Source organism: Streptomyces sp. NPDC091387, from assembly GCF_044756945.1.
Taxonomy (GTDB): domain Bacteria; phylum Actinomycetota; class Actinomycetes; order Streptomycetales; family Streptomycetaceae; genus Streptomyces.
Genome location: NZ_JBIVTZ010000002.1, coordinates 305377 through 324549, shown reverse-complemented (window position 1 = coordinate 324549; position 19173 = coordinate 305377). Strand labels below are relative to the sequence as shown.

Genomic DNA, 19173 nt, shown 5'->3' with positions numbered 1-19173 from the left:
CCCGGGAGACCGGCGGCCGCGCCGCACCTGCCCGCGTGCCGCGCGTACGTGTCAGGCGTCGGCGTCCGTGCCGGGCTCCGTACCGGGCCTGCGGATGCCCAGGGCCTCGATCGTCGCCGGCCTGGCCAGCTGGAACAGCGCGGTCAGCGACACCGCCGCGAGGACGATCCCGGCCGGGATGAGCACGCCGTGGGACCGCAACAGCGTCCACGCCACCGGCAGCGCGATGATCTGGGTGATGAGGGCGGGGCCACGGCTCCAGCTGCGCCGCAGCAGCAGTCCGCGGGCGGCGGCGAGCGGGATCGCCCCGAGCGCGATCAGCGTCAGACCGCCCATTTCGGCCTGCTGCGGGCTGTCGGGGCGGCCGAGCAGCCCCATGACCAGCATGTAGATCCCGCCGATGACGAGGGCCGCGCCCTCGATGGCGTTGAGTCCGGCCACGACCGTGATCCTGGCCGGCTTCGGCGGCTCGGCCAGAGGCGTCGGCGCGGGCGCGTTCTCCTGAGTACTCACCCATGCAGGTTGGCACCCCGGGCCCGCGAAAGTGAAGCCGGGGTCGGAACACCACCGGAACGGGGCGCCCCCGGTCGCCCCACCGCGCCCGGACCGTCACCCTGTGTGAGGGCCGACAGGTAGGACTTCAGACCCGTACCTCGCGGTAGGTAGTCTGACAGTCATGCGCGCACTCCTTGTGGTCAACCCAGCTGCCACCACCACCAGTGCGCGGACCCGTGACGTGCTCATTCACGCACTGGCCAGCGAGATGAAGCTGGAGGCCGTGACCACCGAGTACCGCGGGCACGCCCGCGATCTGGGGCGCCAGGCAGCCGACAGCGACGACATCGATCTCGTGGTGGCGCTCGGCGGCGACGGCACGGTCAACGAGGTCGTGAACGGGCTGCTGCACAACGGCCCCGACATAGACAACCTTCCGAAGCTCGCCGTGGTTCCCGGTGGCTCCACCAATGTCTTCGCACGCGCACTCGGTCTGCCCAACGACGCGGTGGAGGCGACCGGCGCCATTCTGGACGCGCTGGCCAACCGCACGGAACGCACCGTCGGCCTCGGCCTGGCGGCCGGTACCCCCGGCTCGGAGGACGAATCGGTCCCGGAACGCTGGTTCACTTTCTGCGCCGGCCTCGGATTCGACGCCGGCGTCATCGGCCGGGTCGAACAGCGGCGCGAACAGGGAAAGCGGTCGACGCACGCGCTGTACGTCCGCCAGGTGCTCCGCCAATTCCTCGAGGAACCGCACCGCCGGCAGGGAATGATCACGCTCGACGTGCCCGGACGGGAACCGGTCACCGATCTCGCGCTCTCCATAATCTGCAATACGGCACCCTGGACCTACCTGGGGAACCGCCCGATATACGCCTCCCCCAAGGCCTCGTTCGACACCGCCCTGGACGTCCTCGGTCTGCAGCGGCTGTCGACGGCGGCGGTCACCCGCTACGCCACCCAGCTGCTCACTTCGAGTCCCCGGAAGGGGCCACACGGTAAGCACGCGGTTTCACTGCATGACCTCACGGACTTCACCTTGCATTCAAAGGCTCCACTGCCCTTCCAGATGGACGGTGACCACCTGGGGGTGCGTACAAGTGTGACGTTCACAGGCGTACGCCGTGCACTGCGTGTGATTGTGTGAGTGGAAGGGACCAAAGTCCTTTAACTCGAACGTTTGGACTGGCTTCCACCCTCTAGAAGTACGGCTGTGACCTAGCCGACACCGAGGAATCAAAAAAAACTTTCCAGAAGGGGTTGTATCCGCAGCCGAGGTTTGCGAATCTCTACATGGCGATCGGGACGGCCCGCAACAACGGCCTCCACTGAGAGCCAGAACCCCTCCTCACCGCACAGGACCACATCCAGTTCATCTGGGCGTCGGCCCTACACCTGCGGGGGGATTCGTGAAAGCGTTCACATTCACAAGCCACAGTACGTAATACCAAGGAGAGGTAGCAGCCATGGACTGGCGTCACAACGCCGTTTGTCGTGAGGAAGACCCGGAGCTGTTCTTCCCCATCGGCAACACCGGTCCTGCGCTGCTGCAGATCGAGGAAGCCAAGGCCGTCTGCCGTCGCTGCCCCGTCATGGAGCAGTGCCTGCAGTGGGCGCTCGAGTCCGGCCAGGACTCCGGCGTCTGGGGTGGCCTCAGCGAGGACGAGCGCCGCGCAATGAAGCGCCGCGCCGCTCGCAACCGGGCGCGCAACGCCAGCGCCTGACCGACGCCACCGCTACGAACCTCAGCCAGGCGGCGCGTACGGAGTGTACGCATCACCCCGCCCCCCGAGTCGCAGCGCGCAGTACCCCCGAAGCGCATGTCTGACCAGGAAGCCCGGACCGTGACCAACGGTCCGGGCTTCCTGCTGTGCGGATGTCCGGACCGCTCGCGTTCACACCGGTCGGCGTGAACGCGCGGTGCTACTTGTCGGTGCGGACCGGGATGTCGAGGATGACCTGGGTGCCGCGCTCGGGCGCCGGCACCATGCCGAACGTCCCGCTCAGCTCGCCCTCCACCAGCGTCCGCACGATCTGGAGGCCCAGATTGCCGGTGCGCTGCGGGTCGAACCCCTCGGGCAGGCCGCACCCGTCGTCCTGAACGGTGATCAGCAGCCGGCCCTCCGTGGGCGAACCGCCCCGCACCGCGGAGACCTCGACCGTGCCGGACTCGGCGACTCCGAACGCGTGCTCCAGCGCGTTCTGGAGCACTTCGGTGAGGACCATCGCGAGCGGGGTGGCCACTTCGGCGTCGAGAATGCCGAAGCGTCCCGTACGGCGGCAGGTCACCTTGCCCGGCGAGATCTCGGCGACCATGGCGATGACCCGGTCGGCGATCTCGTCGAACTCCACCCGCTCGTCCAGATTCTGGGACAGCGTCTCATGGACGATGGCGATCGAACCGACGCGCCGCACCGCCTCGTTGAGGGCCTCACGGCCCTGCTCGGAGTCCATCCGGCGGGCCTGCAGCCGCAACAGGGCGGCCACCGTCTGGAGGTTGTTCTTCACCCGGTGGTGGATCTCCCGGATGGTGGCGTCCTTGGTGATCAACTCGCGCTCGCGGCGGCGCAGTTCCGTGACGTCGCGGAGCAGGACCAGGGAGCCGATCCGGATCCCCTTGGGCTTGAGCGGGATGGCCCGGAGCTGGATCACCCCGCCCGCGCACTCGACCTCGAACTCACGGGGCGCGTAACCGCTGGCGAGTTTGACCAGCGCCTCGTCCACCGGCCCCCGCGAGGGCGCGAGTTCGGCGGTGATCCCGCCGAGGTGCTGTCCGACCAGGTCGGAGGCGAGGCCGAGACGGTGGTACGCGGAGAGGCCGTTGGGGCTGGCGTACTGGACGACGCCGTCGGCGTCGAGCCGCACCAGCCCGTCACCGACCCGCGGCGACGCGTCCATGTCGACCTGCTGGCCGGGGAAGGGAAACGATCCGGCGGCGATCATCTGGGCCAGGTCGGAGGCGGACTGGAGGTAGGTGAGTTCCAGCCGGGACGGGGTGCGGACGGTGAGGAGGTTGGTGTTGCGGGCGATGACACCCAGCACCCGGCCCTCCCTGCGTACGGGGATCGACTCGACCCGTACGGGCACCTCCTCGCGCCACTCCGGGTCGCCCTCGCGCACGATCCGGCCCTCGTCCAGCGCCGCGTCCAGCAGCGGACGGCGGCCGCGCGGCACCAGATGGCCGACCATGTCGTCCTGGTAGGAGGTGGGGCCGGTGTTGGGCCGCATCTGGGCGACCGACACATAGCGGGTGCCGTCGCGGGTGGGGACCCAGAGGACCAGGTCGGCGAAGGAGAGGTCGGAGAGCAGTTGCCACTCCGAGACCAGCAGATGGAGCCACTCGAGGTCGGTGTCACTCAGGGCTGTGTGCTGGCGGACGAGGTCGTTCATGGAGGGCACGCGTGCGAGCGTACCTGTGGATGCGCACAGGTACCGAACCGGACGACCCCGCCGCACGTGTGGACAAGAGGGCCGGAAATTGCCGTGCCCCACGGATGGACAGGGGCGAATGGTCTAGTCCACAATGCAGAAGACAGAGCCTCCGCTCTCCCCGCACAGGAGAGCGGATCGAGGTACCCGCGCTCTCTGCCCTGACTGCGCCGGTACCTCTCCCAGGCCGGGGGCACCGCACACCGCCGGCCGGGCGGACCGCCCGCGGGCGGTCTTACTCCGGGCTGCGGTGCTGGTCGGGCTGAGGGTCCCGGCCCGGCGCCGCGGCCCGCGGGTGTCTTCCGGGCCGTCCGGCCCCGGTCAGTGCGTCTCCGTGACCTTCGCGAGCGCGCGCGGGGCGTCCGGGTCCTGGCCGCGGGCGATCGTCACCTCGTACGCCAGCATCTGCAGCGGCAGGATCTCCAGGATCGGCTGGACCTCCTCCGCGACCCCCGCCGTCGGCAGCACGAAGCCCGCTGACGCCGCTTCCACCTGGGCCTTCGGGCCGACCACGAAGAGGTCGGCGCCCCGTCCGCGCAACCGGTCGAGGACCGGCTGGAGGGCCTCGCCGCCCCGGCCGTCGGTGACCACGGCGATGACCGGGGAGATGTTGTCGACCATGGCGAGCGGGCCGTGCAGCAGGTCGGCGCCGGAGTAGGAGAGGGCGGGGATGTAGCTCGTCTCCATCAGCTTCAGGGCGGCCTCCTTGGCCGTGGGATAGCCGTAGCCGCGCGAGGTGATCACCATGCGCTCGGCAAAGCGGTAGCGCGACGCCAGGGCCCTGACCTCGCCCCCGCGGCCCAGGATCGCCTCGGCGAGCTCCGGCAGGATCGCGGCCGCCGCACCGTCGCCGCCGCACAGCCCCTCCACGAACAGGTACAGGGACAGCAGCGAGGCGGTGTACGTCTTGGTGGCCGGCAGGGCCTTCTCCGGGCCCGCCAGGATGTCGATGTGGTACTCGGAGACCGCGGCGAGCGGTGAGTCCGGGTTGTTGGTCACGGCCAGCGTCACCGCACCGGCCTCCCGCGCGGCCCTGGTGGACGCCACCAGGTCGGGTGAGCCGCCGGACTGGCTGACGGTCACGACCAGGACGTCCTTGAGGTCCGGCTTCGCGCCGTACGCGGTGGTGGTGGACATCGAGGCCAGACCGCAGGGCAGTCCGAGCCTGATCTCGATCAGGTACTTCGCGTAGAGCGCGGCGTTGTCCGAGGTGCCGCGGGCGGTGAGCAGGACGAAGCGCGGCCTCCGCGCCGCGATCTCCGCCGCCACCGCCCGGATGGCAGGGGCCCCCTCGCCGAGGATGCGCCGGAGCATCGCGGGCTGCTCGGCCATCTCGCCGGACATGATCCGGCCGGGCAGCTCCCCCTCGCCTGCCGGGTACGTGGCGGACATGTCTGGTGCCTCCCGGGGATGTGCCGATGCGTCGGCCAAGTCGAACACGGGGCCCCGCGGACCCGCCAGCGGACGGCGCCCGGCGGGATTGCGGCACGCGTCGTCCGCAGTTCGCCGGACGGGTACCCGGGGGCTGTGTCCCCGTGCCCGCGGTCTGCTAGATTAGGAGTTTGATTGGTCTATACCACATGTAGTCACTCCAGATCGGCAGGCCCCGCGTGGAAGTTGTCATCGTCCCGGACGCCAAGGCAGGCGGCGAACTGATCGCGGGGGCCATCGGCGCTCTGCTGAGCCGCAAGCCCGACGCCCTTCTCGGCGTTGCCACCGGCTCGACCCCGCTGCCCATCTACCAGGCGCTGGCGGACAAGGTCCGCTCCGGTGCCGTGGACGCCTCGCGCGCCCGCATCTGCCAGCTCGACGAGTACGTCGGGCTGCCGGCGGGCCACCCGGAGTCGTACCGCTCCGTGGTGCTGCGCGAGGTCGTCGAGCCGCTCGGGCTGTCCGAGGCCTCGTTCATGGGCCCCGACGGCTCCGCCGAGGACGTCCAGGCCGCCTGCGAGGCCTACGACAAGGCCCTCGCCGCGGCCGGCGGGGTGGACCTCCAGCTGCTGGGCATCGGCACCGACGGCCACATCGGCTTCAACGAGCCGTGCTCCTCGCTCGCCTCCCGTACCCGGATCAAGACGCTCACCGAGCAGACCCGGGTCGACAACGCGCGCTTCTTCGACAACGACATCACGCAGGTGCCGCACCACGTGATCACCCAGGGCATCGGCACGATCCTGGAGTCCCGCCACCCGATCCTGCTCGCGACGGGCGAGGGCAAGGCCGAGGCGGTGGCGCAGACGGTCGAGGGGCCGGTGGCCTCGGTGGTGCCCGCCTCGGCGCTGCAGATGCATCCGCACGCGACGATCGTGGTCGACGAGGCGGCGGCGTCGAAGCTGAAGCTGGCGGACTACTTCCGCGCCACGTATGCGGCGAAGCCGCTGTGGCAGGGTATTTAGTCCTCTGCGGTACGTGAGAGGGGCCGGACACCCGCGTGGTGTCCGGCCCCTCTCACGTCTGTGCGGGTGCGTCGTGGTGGACGCCTTGTCCTCAATCGCCGGACGGGCTTGATTTGGCGCGAGGTCCTGTCCTCGATCGCCGGACGGGCTTGATTTGGCCGCCCGGCGATTGGGGGAGAGGTTCAGACGGCGGTGATGACCTCTGCCGCTGCCCGGCCGCAGACCCTCGCGGCTCCGTGGGTGGCGATGTGGAAGGCGCCCCTGGGCTCGGCCTGGGGGACGCCCATCTCGACCACGATCGTGTCCGGACGGGCCGTCAGCAGCGCGTCCAGGGCCTCGGTCATCCACGGGTGGCGGTGCGCGTCACGGACGACCGCGACGATGCGCCGCTCCCCCGCGGCCCGCAGCACATCGGCCGCGAGGGCCTCGTGCTCGCCGTCGTACGTGTCCGTCCCGGTTCCCGGTGCCAGCCGGGCCAGTTCGGCGGCGACACCCCAGGGCGTCTCGTCGCCGACCGCGATGTTCGCGACCGGGGTGAGCGCGGCGACGTACGCCGGCCCGGTGAGCGGTTCGGCCGTGCCGGTCACCACGACCGCGCGGCGGGCCGCGACCAGGCCGATGTCGGAGCCGATGCCCGTGCTGCCCCCGGTGCCGGGCGCGGTCCCCTCCTGCACTGCCGCACCCGGCGCCGGGACAGCCCCCCTGGCCCGCCGCGTCCAGGACGCGAGGGCCCGTACCCGTGCGGCCGCGTCGGCCAGCCGCTCCTCGGGCAGTTCACCGGCACGGACCGCCGCGACCAGCGCGTCGCGCAGCCGGATCACCGTGCTGTCGTCGTCGAGGCCGCCGCCGACGCAGAGCGCGTCGGCGCCCGCCGCGATCGCGAGGACCGAGCCGCGCTCGATCCCGTACGTCGAGGCGATGGCCTGCATCTCCACGGCGTCGGTGACGATCAGGCCGTCGTAACCCAGCTCCTCGCGCAGCAGACCGGTGAGGATCTGCGGGCTCAGTGTCGCCGGGCGGTTCGGGTCGAGCGCGGGAAGCAGGATATGCGCGCTCATCACCGACTTGGAACCCGCCGCGATCGCCGCCCGGAAAGGCACCAGTTCACGGGCGTGCAGGGTTTCCAGGTCGACGTCGATGCGCGGCAGCGCGTGGTGCGAGTCGACCGCGGTGTCGCCGTGCCCGGGGAAGTGCTTGGTGCAGGCGGCGACGCCGGCGGCCTGGAGGCCCTCGACGTACGCGGCGGTGTGCCGGGCGACCAGCTGGGGTTCGGCGCCGAAGGACCGTACCCCGATGACCGGGTTGCCGGGGTTGGAGTTGACGTCCGCGGACGGCGCCCAGTTGAGGTTGACACCGCAGTCGGCGAGCCGGCGGCCCAGTTCCTGGGCGACGGCTCGGGTCAGCGCCACGTCGTCGACGGAGCCGAGCGCCAGGTTGCCGGGGAAGGAGGAGCCGTGCCGCACCTCGAGCCGGGTGACGTCGCCGCCCTCCTCGTCGATCGCGACGAGCACGTCGTCGCGTTCGGCGCGGAGTTGGGCGGTGAGCGCGGAAAGCTGCTCGGGCGTCTGGATGTTGCGGCCGAACAGGCCGACGGAGGAGAGGCCTTCGCCGATCCGGCGCAGCAGCCAGTCCGGGGCGGTGGTGCCCGTGAAGCCCGGCTGCAGAACGGCGAGGGCGTCGCGGGTGACGGTGTCCGTGGTGGAGACGAGGGTGGTCATGGGTGGCGTTATCCCTTCACGGCACCGGAAGTGAGGCCGGTCGCCATGTACTTCTGCACCAGCAGGAAGAAGGCCACGACCGGGATCGCGATCAGGGTCGAGGCGGCCATCAGCGCGCCGTAGTCGATGCCTCGCGAGGTCGTGAAGTTCATCAGCCACACGTTGAGGGTGTACTTGTCGTTGTCCTGGAGGACAACGTAGGCGAGGAGGTACTCGTTCCAGGCGGTGATCAGCGAGAAGATCGACGCGGCGGCGAGACCCGGGGCCAGCAGCGGGAAGGTGATCCGCCAGAAGGCGCCCATCCGGCTGCAGCCGTCGACCATGGCCGACTCCTCCAGCTCCGGCGGGATGTTGATCACGAAGCCGCGGATCATCCACGTCGCGAACGGCAGCGTGGAGACGAGGTAGATGACGATGACGCCCCAGTACTCGTTCAGCCCGCCGAGGTCGTTGAGCTGGATGTAGATGGGGATGAGCATCGCCGTCGGGGGCAGCAGCTGGACGACGAGCAGCACGATCATGAAGAACTTGCGGCCGCGGAACCGGAAGCGGCCGATCGCGAACGCGGCGATCGTGGCGAGCAGCATGCCGCCGAGCACGGCGACGCCGCAGACGATCAGGCTGGACTCGATGGCCGTACCGAAGTTCGGCTGCTTGATGGCGCGGGAGAAGTTGTCGAACGTGATCGACGTGGGCCAGAGCGTCTGGTCGTAGCTGCGGATCTCGGCGTTCGGCCGCAGGGAGCTGATGACCAGCCAGTAGACCGGGAAGGCCATCAGCACGAAGGCGACGAGGCCCGCGATGTTGTAGCCGATGCGGTGCTTCTTGCGGTCCTGGCGAAGGACCTGGGGGGTGGAGGCGCTCACTCGACCTCTCCGATCTTGAGCAGCTGGCGCAGGTAGTACACGGCGACTCCGGACAGCAGCAGGACCGTGATGAGCGAGATGGCGGCGCCCTGGCTGAACGAGTTGGACTCGAATGCCTTCTCGAACGAATAGATACCGAGAACCGAGTACTCGGGTTCCGGCTTGTTGCCGCGCATCAGGAAGATCTGGCCGAAGACGTTGAAGTCCCAGAGCACGGAGAGCGTGGCGACCATCTGGAAGACGGGCTTGATGACCGGCCAGGTCACGTAGCGGAAGACGCCTGTCGTGCCGGCTCCGTCGAGCGAGGCGGCCTCTTCGAGTTCCTTGGGAACCTGGGTCAGTGCGGCGTACAGGGTGACGGAGACGAAGGGGATGGCGCCCCAGACGACGACCGCGCCGATGATGACGAAGCCCTGCTTGGGGTCGAGGAACCAGTTGTGGCCCTGTGCGTCGATCCCCAGGTACTTGGTCAGCACCATGTTGATGACGCCGTAGTCGGAGTCGGCGAACCAGCGGAAGATCGAGGTGGCGACCAGCAGCGGCATCGACCAGGCGGCGACCAGTGCGGCGGTCAGCAGCAGCCGGACCCAGGTGGACATCCGCTGCATGAGCATGGCGAGGCCGAGGCCCGCGACCATGGTGACGAGGACGCAGACGACCATGAAGATGATGGTCCGCCAGACGACGTCCCAGAACTCGCTGTCCCCGAGGATGTTGGTGAACTGGTCGAAGCCCACCCAGGGGGCCGCGGAGCCGGACCACAGCTCGCGGCGGCCCACGTCCTGGAAGGACATGATGACCGTCTTGATGAAGGGCCAGACGAAGACTGCGGCGATGGCGATGAACGCCGGTGCTATGAGGAGGTACGGCAGCAGAGCGCCGGCCTTCCGCGGTTTACGGTTCACGTTCTTCGCGAGCTGAGGATCCGCACCCTCAGGGGCCCGCGGGACGGACACCGGCGGGTCGGCTGCTTTCATATCGGCGGCACTCATTGTGCTTGCCTTCCGTTTCGGACCGGGTACCGGAGGGCGGGGGTGACAGGCCCTTTCGGGCCCGCCACCCCCGCAGACGATCAGGTGAACCGGTGACTCGTGCGGTCACCGGTTCGGGGCCTGAGAGCTCAGGACTCCTTGTTGATCATCGAGTCGATCTCCGCGTCGGCCGCCTTGGTGGCCTCCTCGACCGACTTGCCCTTGATGATGTCGAGCAGCATGATCTCGAGGGTTTCCTTCTTCTCGATCGCCGTCCAGCCCGGGGCGATCGGAGTGAACCAGGCGTCCGGCACGGCGTTGGCGATGGCCGCGGTCTCCGGCTTGGCCTTCAGGGGCTCAAGCTGCTTGGTGTTGTTCGGAAGGATGTTCTTCGAGGCGAGGACCTCCTCCGACTTCTCGGAGGTGAACATCGAGATCCACTCCTCGCCGAGGTCCTGGATCTTCGACTTGGAGATGGTGGCGAGGTCGGAGCCGCCGATGAAGGAGGGGAGCGCCTTGCCGTTCGGGCCGGGCATGCCCGCGGTGCCGATCTTGTCGGTCAGCTTCGGGTTGCCGTTCGCCTTGGAGTCGACGACGCTGCCGGCCTCCCAGCCGTTGCCGTAGAGAAGAGCGGTCTTCTCGTTGGCCATGACGTTGGCGTGGTCCGCCTCGTCCTTCGTCTTGTCACCGTGGTTGTACTTCTTGACCAGGTCGACGAAGTCCGTGATGCCCTTCTGGGCCTCGGGGGTCGACAGAGTGGACTTCCACTCCTTCTTGCCCTCGTCGTACTTGGCGATCTGGCCGCCCTCGGCTGCGACGTAGGACATCGCGGCGTACCAGTAGCGGCCCGGCAGGTACAGCGGCGAGAACGCCTTGTCCTTGCCGTACTTCTTGCCGATCTTGTCCAGCGCGGCCGTCAGGTCGTCCTGGGTGGCGGGGAGGGTGTCCTTGCCGGTGCCGGCCTTGAACATGTCCTTGTTGTAGATCGCTACGCGGGCGCCGGCGTAGTAAGGAACGCAGTACTGCTTGCCCTCGAAGGCGCACGTGTCCTTCAGACCCTTGATCCAGGTGTCCGAGTTCTCGTACTTCTTCGGGTCGATCTCGCCGAGTGCCCCGTTGAGGATGTACGTCATGGTCTCGGTGTTGCCGAGCTCCACGACGTCGGGGAACTTGTCGCCGGCCAGGGCGGCGTCGAGCTTCTTGGCCTTGTCGGCCCAGGTCTGGTACTGAACGTTGACCTTGACGTTGGGGTACTTCGTCTTGAACTGGGTATTGACATCCTTCACCAGTTCAGGCCACGTGCTCTGTGCGTCCGACATCAGCCAGACGGTGAGCGATTCGTTGCGGTCCTTCGGGTCCTTCGACGATGCCTTGTCGTCGTCCGAACCACACGCTGCGATCGAAACCAACATGCCCGCGACGCCGATCGCCGCGATGAGCTTGCGCTTCACGCCACCCTCCTCAGGGATGCTGCAACCCCTGCCCACCGCGCAAAACACGTCGACGAGTACTGCTGGGGCTGGAACCTGGTCTTTAATGGTTTAGACCAGTACCGGGAGCTTGGCCTAGACCTTTAGGGGTGTCAAGGGTGTATAAGAAGTGCACTCGCGTCCGTTATAGGACCGACATCTGAGGGAGGGCGACGAGCCGTGACCGGACCGTGCCACCATGTGAGCCGCGACAGACGGAGGAGCCGGTGACGGCAGCAACGCAGCAGTCGGGAAGGCGGGCCATGGGTGCCGACGGGGGCAGTACGGAGAACGAGACGGGCGCGAGCGCGGGTACGCGCACCGCGCGCGTACCGAAGTACTACCGGCTGAAGCGACATCTCCTCGATATGACGGACACGATGCCGCCAGGCACCCCCGTGCCCCCGGAGCGGACCCTGGCCGCCGAGTTCGACACCTCGCGCACCACCGTGCGCCAGGCACTCCAGGAACTGGTCGTCGAGGGCCGGCTGGAGCGCATCCAGGGCAAGGGCACCTTCGTCGCCAAGCCGAAGGTCTCGCAGGCCCTGCAACTCACCTCGTACACCGAGGACATGCGCGCCCAGGGGCTGGAACCGACGTCCCAGCTACTGGACATCGGCTATGTCACGGCCGACGACACGCTCGCCGGGCTCCTCGACATCACGACCGGCGGACGCGTACTGCGCATCGAGCGGCTGCGGCTGGCGAGCGGTGAGCCGATGGCGATCGAGACCACGCATCTTTCGGCCAAACGCTTCCCCGCGCTGCGGCGCTCGCTGGTGAAGTACACCTCTCTCTACACGGCCCTGGCCGAGGTGTACGACGTGCGGCTGGCCGAGGCCGAGGAGACCATCGAGACCTCACTCGCCACCCCGAGCGAGGCCGGGCTGCTCGGCACGGACGTGGGTCTACCCATGCTGATGCTGTCCCGGCACTCGCTGGACGAACAGGGCGAGCCGGTCGAGTGGGTCCGCTCGGTCTACCGCGGCGACCGCTACAAGTTCGTGGCCCGCCTGAAGCGCCCACTGGACTGAAGGGCACCGCCCCGGCACCGCATCCGAACAGCCCCCGTGGAAGCGCTTCCACGGGGGCTTTCCGCTCTCCGGCCAGCCCCTCCGTACCGCCATTGGTCTGAACCAACTCACCCGCACGCAGGGCCATTTGGGCGAACCTTCGCCGGGTGGAAGACCGTTGCCGGACCGCAATGCGGACAGGGGGTGACGCTGGCACGGGCGCTCACTTAGATTTCCCTGCGCGTTACAACAGGTGATCAGCGAGGGGACGGAGTCGCCGCCATGTCAGCAGACCCAGAAGGAAAGCCAGCGGACCCAGGAGGAAGGCCGCCCACGGTCACACCCGTGCGGGTGGTCATCGCCCTCTGCCTCATCGCGCCGTTCGTGGCGATGCTCTGGGTGAGTTCGTACGCCAAGATCGACCCGACCTTCATCGGTATCCCGTTCTTCTACTGGTACCAGATGCTCTGGGTGCTGATCTCGACCGCGCTCACGATGATCGCGTACAAGCTGTGGCAGCGTGACCAGCGCGCCCGCAAGGGGGGTGCGTCGGCATGAAGGACGGCGTGAACGGCGTCGCGCTCGGCGTCTTCATCTTCTTCTTCCTGGCCGTGACGGTCGTCGGCTTCATGGCGGCCCGCTGGCGCAAGGCCGAGAACGAGGCCAGCCTCGACGAATGGGGCCTGGGCGGACGGTCGTTCGGCACCTGGGTCACCTGGTTCCTGCTCGGCGGCGACCTCTACACCGCGTACACCTTCGTCGCCGTACCCGCGGCGATCTACGCGGCGGGCGCGGCCGGCTTCTTCGCGGTGCCCTACACCATCCTGGTGTACCCGCTGATCTTCACCTTCCTGCCGCGTCTGTGGTCGGTCTCGCACAAGCACGGCTACGTCACCACCTCGGACTTCGTCCGCGGCCGCTTCGGCTCCAAGGGGCTCTCCCTCGCCGTCGCGGTCACCGGCATCCTCGCCACCATGCCGTACATCGCGCTCCAACTCGTCGGCATCCAGGCGGTCCTCGACGTGATGGGCGTCGGCGGCGGCGAGAACACCCACTGGTTCATCAAGGACCTGCCGCTGCTGATCGCGTTCGCGGTGCTCGCCGCGTACACGTACTCCTCGGGCCTGCGCGCGCCCGCGCTGATCGCGTTCGTCAAGGACGGGCTGATCTACCTGGTCATCGCCGTGGCGATCATCTACATCCCGATCAAGCTCGGCGGCTTCCACGACATCTTCGCCTCCGCGCAGGAGAAGTTCGCGGGCCCGCCGGGAGGCAAGCCGACCGGCGCTCTCGCGCCCGGTGTGAACGGGCAGTGGGGCTACGCCACGCTGGCGCTGGGCTCGGCGCTGGCGCTCTTCATGTACCCGCACTCGATCACGGCGACGCTCTCCAGCCGCAGCCGCAACGTGATCCGCCGCAACACCACGATCCTGCCGCTGTACTCGCTGATGCTGGGCCTGCTCGCACTCCTCGGCTTCATGGCGATCGCCGCCGGGGTCAAGGTGGACAACGGCCAGCTGGCGATCCCGCAGCTCTTCGAGGACATGTTCCCCGACTGGTTCGCGGGGGTGGCGTTCGCCGCCATCGGCATCGGCGCACTGGTCCCCGCGGCGATCATGTCGATCGCGGCGGCGAACCTGTTCACCCGGAACATCTACAAGGACTTCCTGAAGCCCGACGCGACCCCCGCGCAGGAGACCAGGGTCTCCAAGCTGGTGTCGCTGCTGGTGAAGGTCGGCGCGCTCGCCTTCGTCCTCACCATGGACAAGACGGTCGCGATCAACTTCCAGCTGCTCGGCGGGATCTGGATCCTCCAGACGATGCCGGCCCTGGTCGGCGGCCTGTTCACCCGGTGGTTCCACCGCTGGGCCCTCCTCGCGGGCTGGGCGGTCGGCATGATCTACGGGACCGCCGCCGCCTACGGAGTCGCCAGCCCCACCCAGGCGCACTTCGGCGGTTCCTCCAAGGAGATCCCCGGCATCGGCGAGATCGGCTACATCGGCCTGACGGCGTTCGTGCTGAACCTCGTGGTCACCGTCGTCCTCACCTTCGTCCTGAACGCCGTGAAGGCGCCTGCCGGGGTCGACGAGACCTCGCCCGACGACTACACCGCGGACGCGGGCGACCCGGGCGTGAAGACCGAGCTCCCGCCGGCCACGGCCGGGGCGCCGGGCGGTCACTGACCCGCCGCGCCACGGGCCGCCGCACCCCCCGCACCGGGGTGCGGCGGCCCGTTCGCGTGCCGGGCGCCGGGGCCCGGGAACTCCCTCGAACGGGCGCGCGGAGTGCGGCAGACTTCCGGGCATGGACATCACCATCAGGCCGGTCGCGCCCGCCGAGCACACGGTCCTCGGCGAGATCACCGCAGAGGCCTATCTCGGGGACGGGCTGCTGGACTTCGGCGCCGACGATCCCTATCTGGTGCAGCTGCGGGACGTCGCCCGGCGGGCCGCGGAGGCCGACGTGCTCGTCGCGGCGGACGCACGGGGACGGGTGCTCGGCGGGGTCACCTACGCGCCGCCGGGCAACCGCTGGGCCGATATCGCGGCGCCGGACGAGGCCGAGTTCCGGATGCTCGCGGTCTCCCGCGAGGCCCGCGGGGCCGGGGCGGGCGAGGCGCTCGTCCGGGCCTGCACCGACCGGGCACGGGCCACCGCGGGGGTCACCGGGATCGTCCTGTCGACGCAGCCGGCCATGCACGGGGCCCATAGGATCTACGGGCGCCTCGGCTTCGTCCGGACCCCGGAAAGGGACTGGTATCCGATCGAGGGGCTCTCGCTGCTGACGTACCGCCTGGAGTTCCCGGCGGACTCCTGATCGGTCACGCGACACAACATGTGGGGGCTGCCTCAACCGGCGGCCCCCACATGTATGCTCGTGCTCGCTGTCGCCGCAGGGAAATCCGGTGCGAATCCGGAACTGTCCCGCAACGGTGTATTCGGTGTGCTTTTGTGCACCCCCGAGTCCGAGGACCTGCCGACAGCGCGTCCGGCTCGACCGAACCGGACGCCCAGACGTCCGGGCCTCGTGGATGGGCCGGTGGACGCCGCACGGAGTGCTGCCCCGCCCAGGGCCCGGCTCCGCCCGGCTGCCCCCGTTCCTCCGCCGGCCCAGAGCCGAGCGAGGGAGAGCACCACGTGACCATCGCGCCAGCCGATCCGGTTTCAGCGGCCGAATCAACGGGAACCACGAGCGACGGACCGGGAACCGCGTTGCTGCGAACCCTCACCGCCCTCACCGCGGATCTGCCCGACACCGACCCCGGACGCGTCGCGGGCGCCGCACTGCGCGGCCGCAACGCCCGGTCGGACGAGGCCGAGCTGCGCTCGCTGGCCACCGAGGCCGCCGCGGGCCTGATCTCCGAGGACCCCGCCTACTCCCGGCTCGCCGCCCGCCTCCTCACCCGCTCCATCGCGGACGAGGCGGCCGGGCAGGGCGCGACGTCCTTCTCCGCGTCGGTCGCCGTCGGGCACCGCGAGGGCCTGATCGCGGACCGCACCGCCGAGTTCGTGACGCTCCACGCGGCCGCCCTCGACGCACTGGTGGAACAGGCCCTCGCCGACGGCGCCGACGACCGCTTCGGCTACTTCGGGCTGCGTACCCTGCACAGCCGCTACCTGCTGCGCCACCCGCTGACCCGCCAGGTCGTCGAGACCCCGCAGCACTTCATGCTGCGCGTCGCCGCCGGGCTCGCCGAGGACAACTCCGAGCGCGCCCTGGGCGAGGTCGCCGCGCTCTACCGGCTGATGAGCCGGCTGGACTACCTGCCCTCCTCCCCCACGCTCTTCAACTCCGGCACCCGGCACCCGCAGATGTCCTCCTGCTACCTGCTGGACTCGCCGCTGGACGAGCTGGACTCGATCTACGACCGCTACCACCAGGTGGCGCGGCTGTCCAAGCACGCGGGCGGCATCGGCCTCTCCTACTCCCGTATCCGTGCCCGCGGTTCACTGATCCGGGGCACCAACGGGCACTCCAACGGCATCGTCCCGTTCCTCAAGACGCTCGACGCCTCCGTCGCCGCGGTGAACCAGGGCGGCCGGCGCAAGGGCGCCGCCGCGGTCTACCTGGAGACCTGGCACGCGGACATCGAGGAGTTCCTGGAGCTGCGCGACAACACGGGTGAGGACCAGCGGCGCACGCACAACCTCAACCTGGCGCACTGGATCCCGGACGAGTTCATGCGCCGGGTCGACACGGACGGCACCTGGTCGCTGTTCTCCCCGGCCGACGTGCCCGAACTGGTCGACCTGTGGGGCGACGCGTTCGACGCCGCGTACCGGGCGGCCGAGGCCAAGGGACTGGCCCGCAAGACGATGCCGGCCCGTGAGCTGTACGGCCGGATGATGCGGACGCTCGCACAGACCGGCCAGGGCTGGATGACGTTCAAGGACGCCTCCAACCGGACCGCGAACCAGACCGCGGAGCCGGGCCGCGTCGTGCACTCGTCGAACCTGTGCACGGAGATCCTGGAGGTCACCGACGACGGCGAGACGGCCGTCTGCAACCTGGGTTCGGTCAACCTCGGCGCGTTCGTCGCCGACGGCACCATCGACTGGGAGCGCCTGGACGCCACCGTCCGTACCGCGGTGACCTTCCTCGACCGGGTCGTCGACATCAACTTCTACCCGACCGAGCAGGCGGGCCGCTCCAACGCCCGCTGGCGGCCGGTGGGCCTGGGCGCGATGGGCCTCCAGGACGTCTTCTTCCAGCTGCGCCTGCCGTTCGACTCCCCCGAGGCACGCGCCCTGTCGACGAAGATCTCCGAGCGGATCATGCTCGCCGCGTACGAGGCCTCCTGCGCGCTGGCCGAGCGCTCGGGCCCGCTGCCCGCCTGGTCCGAGACGCGGGCCGCCCGCGGGGTGCTGCACCCGGACCACTACGACACCGAGCTGAACTGGCCGGAGCGCTGGGACGCGCTGCGCGCCCGGGTCGCGAAGAGCGGGATGCGCAACTCGCTGCTGCTCGCCATCGCGCCGACGGCGACGATCGCCTCCATCGCGGGCGTGTACGAGTGCATCGAGCCGCAGGTCTCCAACCTGTTCAAGCGCGAGACGCTCAGCGGTGAGTTCCTCCAGGTCAACGCGTACCTGGTGGACGAGCTGAAGAGGCTCGGCGTGTGGGACGCGCGGACCCGTGAGGCGCTGCGCGAGGCGAGCGGCTCGGTGCAGGGCTTCGCGTGGATCCCCGAGGACGTGCGGGCGCTGTACCGCACGGCGTGGGAGATCCCGCAGCGCGGACTGATCGACATGGCGGCGGCCCGTACGCCGTTCCTCGACCAGAGCCAGTCGCTGAACCTGTTCCTGGAGACGCCGACGATCGGCAAGCTCTCCTCGATGTACGCGTACGCCTGGAAGCAGGGGCTGAAGACGACGTACTACCTGCGCTCGCGCCCGGCGACCCGGATCGCCCGTGCGGCGTCCGGCCGGGCCGCGGCCACCGCCCCCATTCCCGTACAGCAGGCGGCCGCGCCCGACGCGGACGCGATCGCCTGCTCCCTCGAAAACCCCGAGTCCTGCGAGGCCTGCCAGTAATGAGCACATCCGAGAACAAGAACCTGCTCGACCCGGGCTTCGAACTGACCCTGCGGCCCATGCGCTACCCGGACTTCTACGAGCGCTACCGGGACGCGATCAAGAACACCTGGACGGTGGAGGAGGTCGACCTCCACTCCGACGTCTCCGACCTCGCCAAGCTGTCGCCGGGCGAGCAGCACATGATCGGGCGGCTCGTCGCGTTCTTCGCGACCGGTGACTCGATCGTCTCCAACAACCTCGTGCTGACGCTGTACAAGCACATCAACTCCCCCGAGGCGCGGCTGTACCTGTCGCGGCAGCTCTTCGAGGAGGCCGTGCACGTCCAGTTCTATCTGACGCTGCTCGACACCTATCTGCCCGATCCGGACGACCGGGCGGCCGCGTTCGACGCGGTCGAGGAGATCCCCTCGATCCGCGAGAAGGCGCAGTTCTGCTTCAAGTGGATGGACTCCGTCGAGAAGATGGACCAGCTGGAGACGCAGGCCGACCGCCGCCGCTTCCTGCTGAACCTGATCTGCTTCGCGGCGTGCATCGAGGGGCTGTTCTTCTACGGCGCGTTCGCGTACGTCTACTGGTTCCGCTCGCGCGGCCTGCTGCACGGCCTCGCCACGGGGACGAACTGGGTCTTCCGTGACGAGACCATGCACATGAGCTTCGCGTTCGAGGTCGTGGACACCGTCCGCAAGGAGGAGCCCGAGCTCTTCGACGACGCCCTCCAGCAGCAGGTCACCGACATGCTGAAGGAGGCCGTCGAGGCGGAGCTCCAGTTCGGCCGCGACCTGTGCGGCGAGGGACTGCCAGGCATGAACACCGAGTCCATGCGCGAGTACCTGGAGTGCGTCGCCGACCAGCGGCTCGCCCGGCTGGGCTTCCCCGCGGTGTATGGATCGCAGAACCCGTTCTCGTTCATGGAGCTCCAGGGCGTCCAGGAGCTGACGAACTTCTTCGAGCGCCGCCCCTCCGCGTACCAGGTGGCGGTCGAGGGCACGGTCGGCTTCGACGACGAGTTCTAGACCCTCGCCCAGCTCCTGACGTACGGACGCCGTGCGGCCTTCACCGGCCGCGCGGCGTCCGCCGTTTCCGGCGGTGCGGTTCTCCGGCTCCGTTCCGCCTCCCGGAGCGCGCGGTCGATGCGGAGTTCGCGGGCGATCCCGATCAGCGCCGGGAGCAGGACAAGAGCGATAACAGCCGTTATGCCCAGGAGGTTCAGGAATGTGTTCATGCCTCTACTGTCGTCCGGCGGGGCGGAATCCGTCAGTGGCAGGACTGTCATAAG

17 protein-coding genes and 1 riboswitch are annotated in these 19173 nt (G+C 69.1%); of the genes, 9 read left to right on the top strand and 8 right to left on the bottom strand.

Annotated elements, in window-relative coordinates; all coding sequences use genetic code 11:
* Nucleotides 1-51: 51 nt before the first annotated feature.
* Nucleotides 52-513, bottom strand: coding sequence for a hypothetical protein (locus ACIQM0_RS05760; RefSeq protein WP_401283819.1), 462 nt, complete (start codon nucleotides 511-513; stop codon nucleotides 52-54).
* Nucleotides 514-676: 163 nt separating this feature from the next.
* Here ACIQM0_RS05760 and ACIQM0_RS05755 point away from each other — a divergent pair, with 163 nt between their 5' ends.
* Nucleotides 677-1645: a diacylglycerol/lipid kinase family protein gene (locus ACIQM0_RS05755; protein WP_401283817.1), complete on the top strand. Its 969-nt coding sequence runs from the start codon at nucleotides 677-679 to the stop codon at nucleotides 1643-1645.
* A 319-nt stretch (nucleotides 1646-1964) separates the two neighbouring features.
* Nucleotides 1965-2222, top strand: coding sequence for a WhiB family transcriptional regulator (locus ACIQM0_RS05750; RefSeq protein ID WP_003953983.1), 258 nt, complete (start codon nucleotides 1965-1967; stop codon nucleotides 2220-2222).
* Nucleotides 2223-2421: 199 nt separating this feature from the next.
* Here the strand turns inward: ACIQM0_RS05750 and ACIQM0_RS05745 are convergent, their stop codons facing one another.
* Both ACIQM0_RS05745 and ACIQM0_RS05740 read right to left on the bottom strand, forming a co-directional pair.
* Complete coding sequence (locus ACIQM0_RS05745) at nucleotides 2422-3888, bottom strand: sensor histidine kinase (protein WP_401284167.1); 1467 nt, start codon at nucleotides 3886-3888, stop codon at nucleotides 2422-2424.
* 360 nt (nucleotides 3889-4248) lie between these two features.
* Nucleotides 4249-5319: an SIS domain-containing protein gene (locus ACIQM0_RS05740; RefSeq protein ID WP_401283815.1), complete on the bottom strand. Its 1071-nt coding sequence runs from the start codon at nucleotides 5317-5319 to the stop codon at nucleotides 4249-4251.
* 218 nt (nucleotides 5320-5537) lie between these two features.
* On the opposite strand from ACIQM0_RS05740, the gene nagB reads away from it, so the two are divergent.
* A complete protein-coding gene (nagB, locus tag ACIQM0_RS05735) occupies nucleotides 5538-6323 on the top strand; it encodes a glucosamine-6-phosphate deaminase (protein ID WP_401283813.1) in 786 nt (261 codons plus the stop codon).
* A gap of 182 nt (nucleotides 6324-6505) precedes the next feature.
* Here nagB and ACIQM0_RS05730 read toward each other — a convergent pair whose 3' ends face one another.
* The 4 genes from ACIQM0_RS05730 to ACIQM0_RS05715 all read right to left on the bottom strand — a co-directional run bounded on the left by ACIQM0_RS05730 (nucleotide 6506) and on the right by ACIQM0_RS05715 (nucleotide 11329).
* Nucleotides 6506-8041 (bottom strand): glycoside hydrolase family 3 protein, encoded by a 1536-nt coding sequence (locus ACIQM0_RS05730; protein ID WP_401283811.1) that lies wholly within the window; start codon nucleotides 8039-8041, stop codon nucleotides 6506-6508.
* An 8-nt stretch (nucleotides 8042-8049) separates the two neighbouring features.
* Nucleotides 8050-8907 (bottom strand): carbohydrate ABC transporter permease, encoded by an 858-nt coding sequence (locus tag ACIQM0_RS05725; protein WP_363025809.1) that lies wholly within the window; start codon nucleotides 8905-8907, stop codon nucleotides 8050-8052.
* Nucleotides 8904-9899: a carbohydrate ABC transporter permease gene (locus tag ACIQM0_RS05720; RefSeq protein ID WP_385025212.1), complete on the bottom strand. Its 996-nt coding sequence runs from the start codon at nucleotides 9897-9899 to the stop codon at nucleotides 8904-8906. The genes ACIQM0_RS05725 and ACIQM0_RS05720 overlap by 4 nt, the downstream gene beginning before the upstream one ends.
* A 128-nt stretch (nucleotides 9900-10027) precedes the next feature.
* On the bottom strand, nucleotides 10028-11329 hold the full coding sequence (locus ACIQM0_RS05715) for a sugar ABC transporter substrate-binding protein (RefSeq protein WP_363025806.1): 1302 nt from the start codon (nucleotides 11327-11329) through the stop codon (nucleotides 10028-10030).
* Nucleotides 11330-11610: 281 nt separating this feature from the next.
* Here ACIQM0_RS05715 and ACIQM0_RS05710 point away from each other — a divergent pair, with 281 nt between their 5' ends.
* From ACIQM0_RS05710 to ACIQM0_RS05685, 6 genes are all read left to right on the top strand, one after another.
* Nucleotides 11611-12381, top strand: a complete 771-nt coding sequence (locus ACIQM0_RS05710; protein ID WP_123461562.1) for a GntR family transcriptional regulator — start codon at nucleotides 11611-11613, stop codon at nucleotides 12379-12381.
* Between the two features lie 330 nt (nucleotides 12382-12711).
* Nucleotides 12712-12918, top strand: a complete 207-nt coding sequence (locus tag ACIQM0_RS05705; RefSeq protein ID WP_037787228.1) for a DUF3311 domain-containing protein — start codon at nucleotides 12712-12714, stop codon at nucleotides 12916-12918.
* Nucleotides 12915-14543 carry a monocarboxylate uptake permease MctP gene (gene mctP / locus ACIQM0_RS05700; RefSeq protein ID WP_401283809.1) on the top strand — a complete coding sequence of 543 codons (1629 nt, stop codon included), beginning with the start codon at nucleotides 12915-12917 and terminating at the stop codon, nucleotides 14541-14543. Before ACIQM0_RS05705 ends, mctP begins: the two co-directional genes overlap by 4 nt.
* 121 nt (nucleotides 14544-14664) lie before the next feature.
* Complete coding sequence (locus ACIQM0_RS05695; RefSeq protein WP_401283807.1) at nucleotides 14665-15177, top strand: GNAT family N-acetyltransferase; 513 nt, start codon at nucleotides 14665-14667, stop codon at nucleotides 15175-15177.
* Between the two features lie 41 nt (nucleotides 15178-15218).
* A riboswitch (cobalamin riboswitch) is annotated at nucleotides 15219-15356 on the top strand.
* 141 nt (nucleotides 15357-15497) lie between these two features.
* Nucleotides 15498-17894: a ribonucleoside-diphosphate reductase subunit alpha gene (locus ACIQM0_RS05690; protein ID WP_401283805.1), complete on the top strand. Its 2397-nt coding sequence runs from the start codon at nucleotides 15498-15500 to the stop codon at nucleotides 17892-17894.
* Nucleotides 17894-18910, top strand: a complete 1017-nt coding sequence (locus tag ACIQM0_RS05685; RefSeq protein WP_363025798.1) for a ribonucleotide-diphosphate reductase subunit beta — start codon at nucleotides 17894-17896, stop codon at nucleotides 18908-18910. The genes ACIQM0_RS05690 and ACIQM0_RS05685 overlap by 1 nt, the downstream gene beginning before the upstream one ends.
* Here the strand turns inward: ACIQM0_RS05685 and ACIQM0_RS05680 are convergent.
* Nucleotides 18907-19119 carry a hypothetical protein gene (locus tag ACIQM0_RS05680; RefSeq protein ID WP_401283803.1) on the bottom strand — a complete coding sequence of 71 codons (213 nt, stop codon included), beginning with the start codon at nucleotides 19117-19119 and terminating at the stop codon, nucleotides 18907-18909. The genes ACIQM0_RS05685 and ACIQM0_RS05680 overlap by 4 nt on opposite strands.
* Nucleotides 19120-19173: the final 54 nt, after the last annotated feature.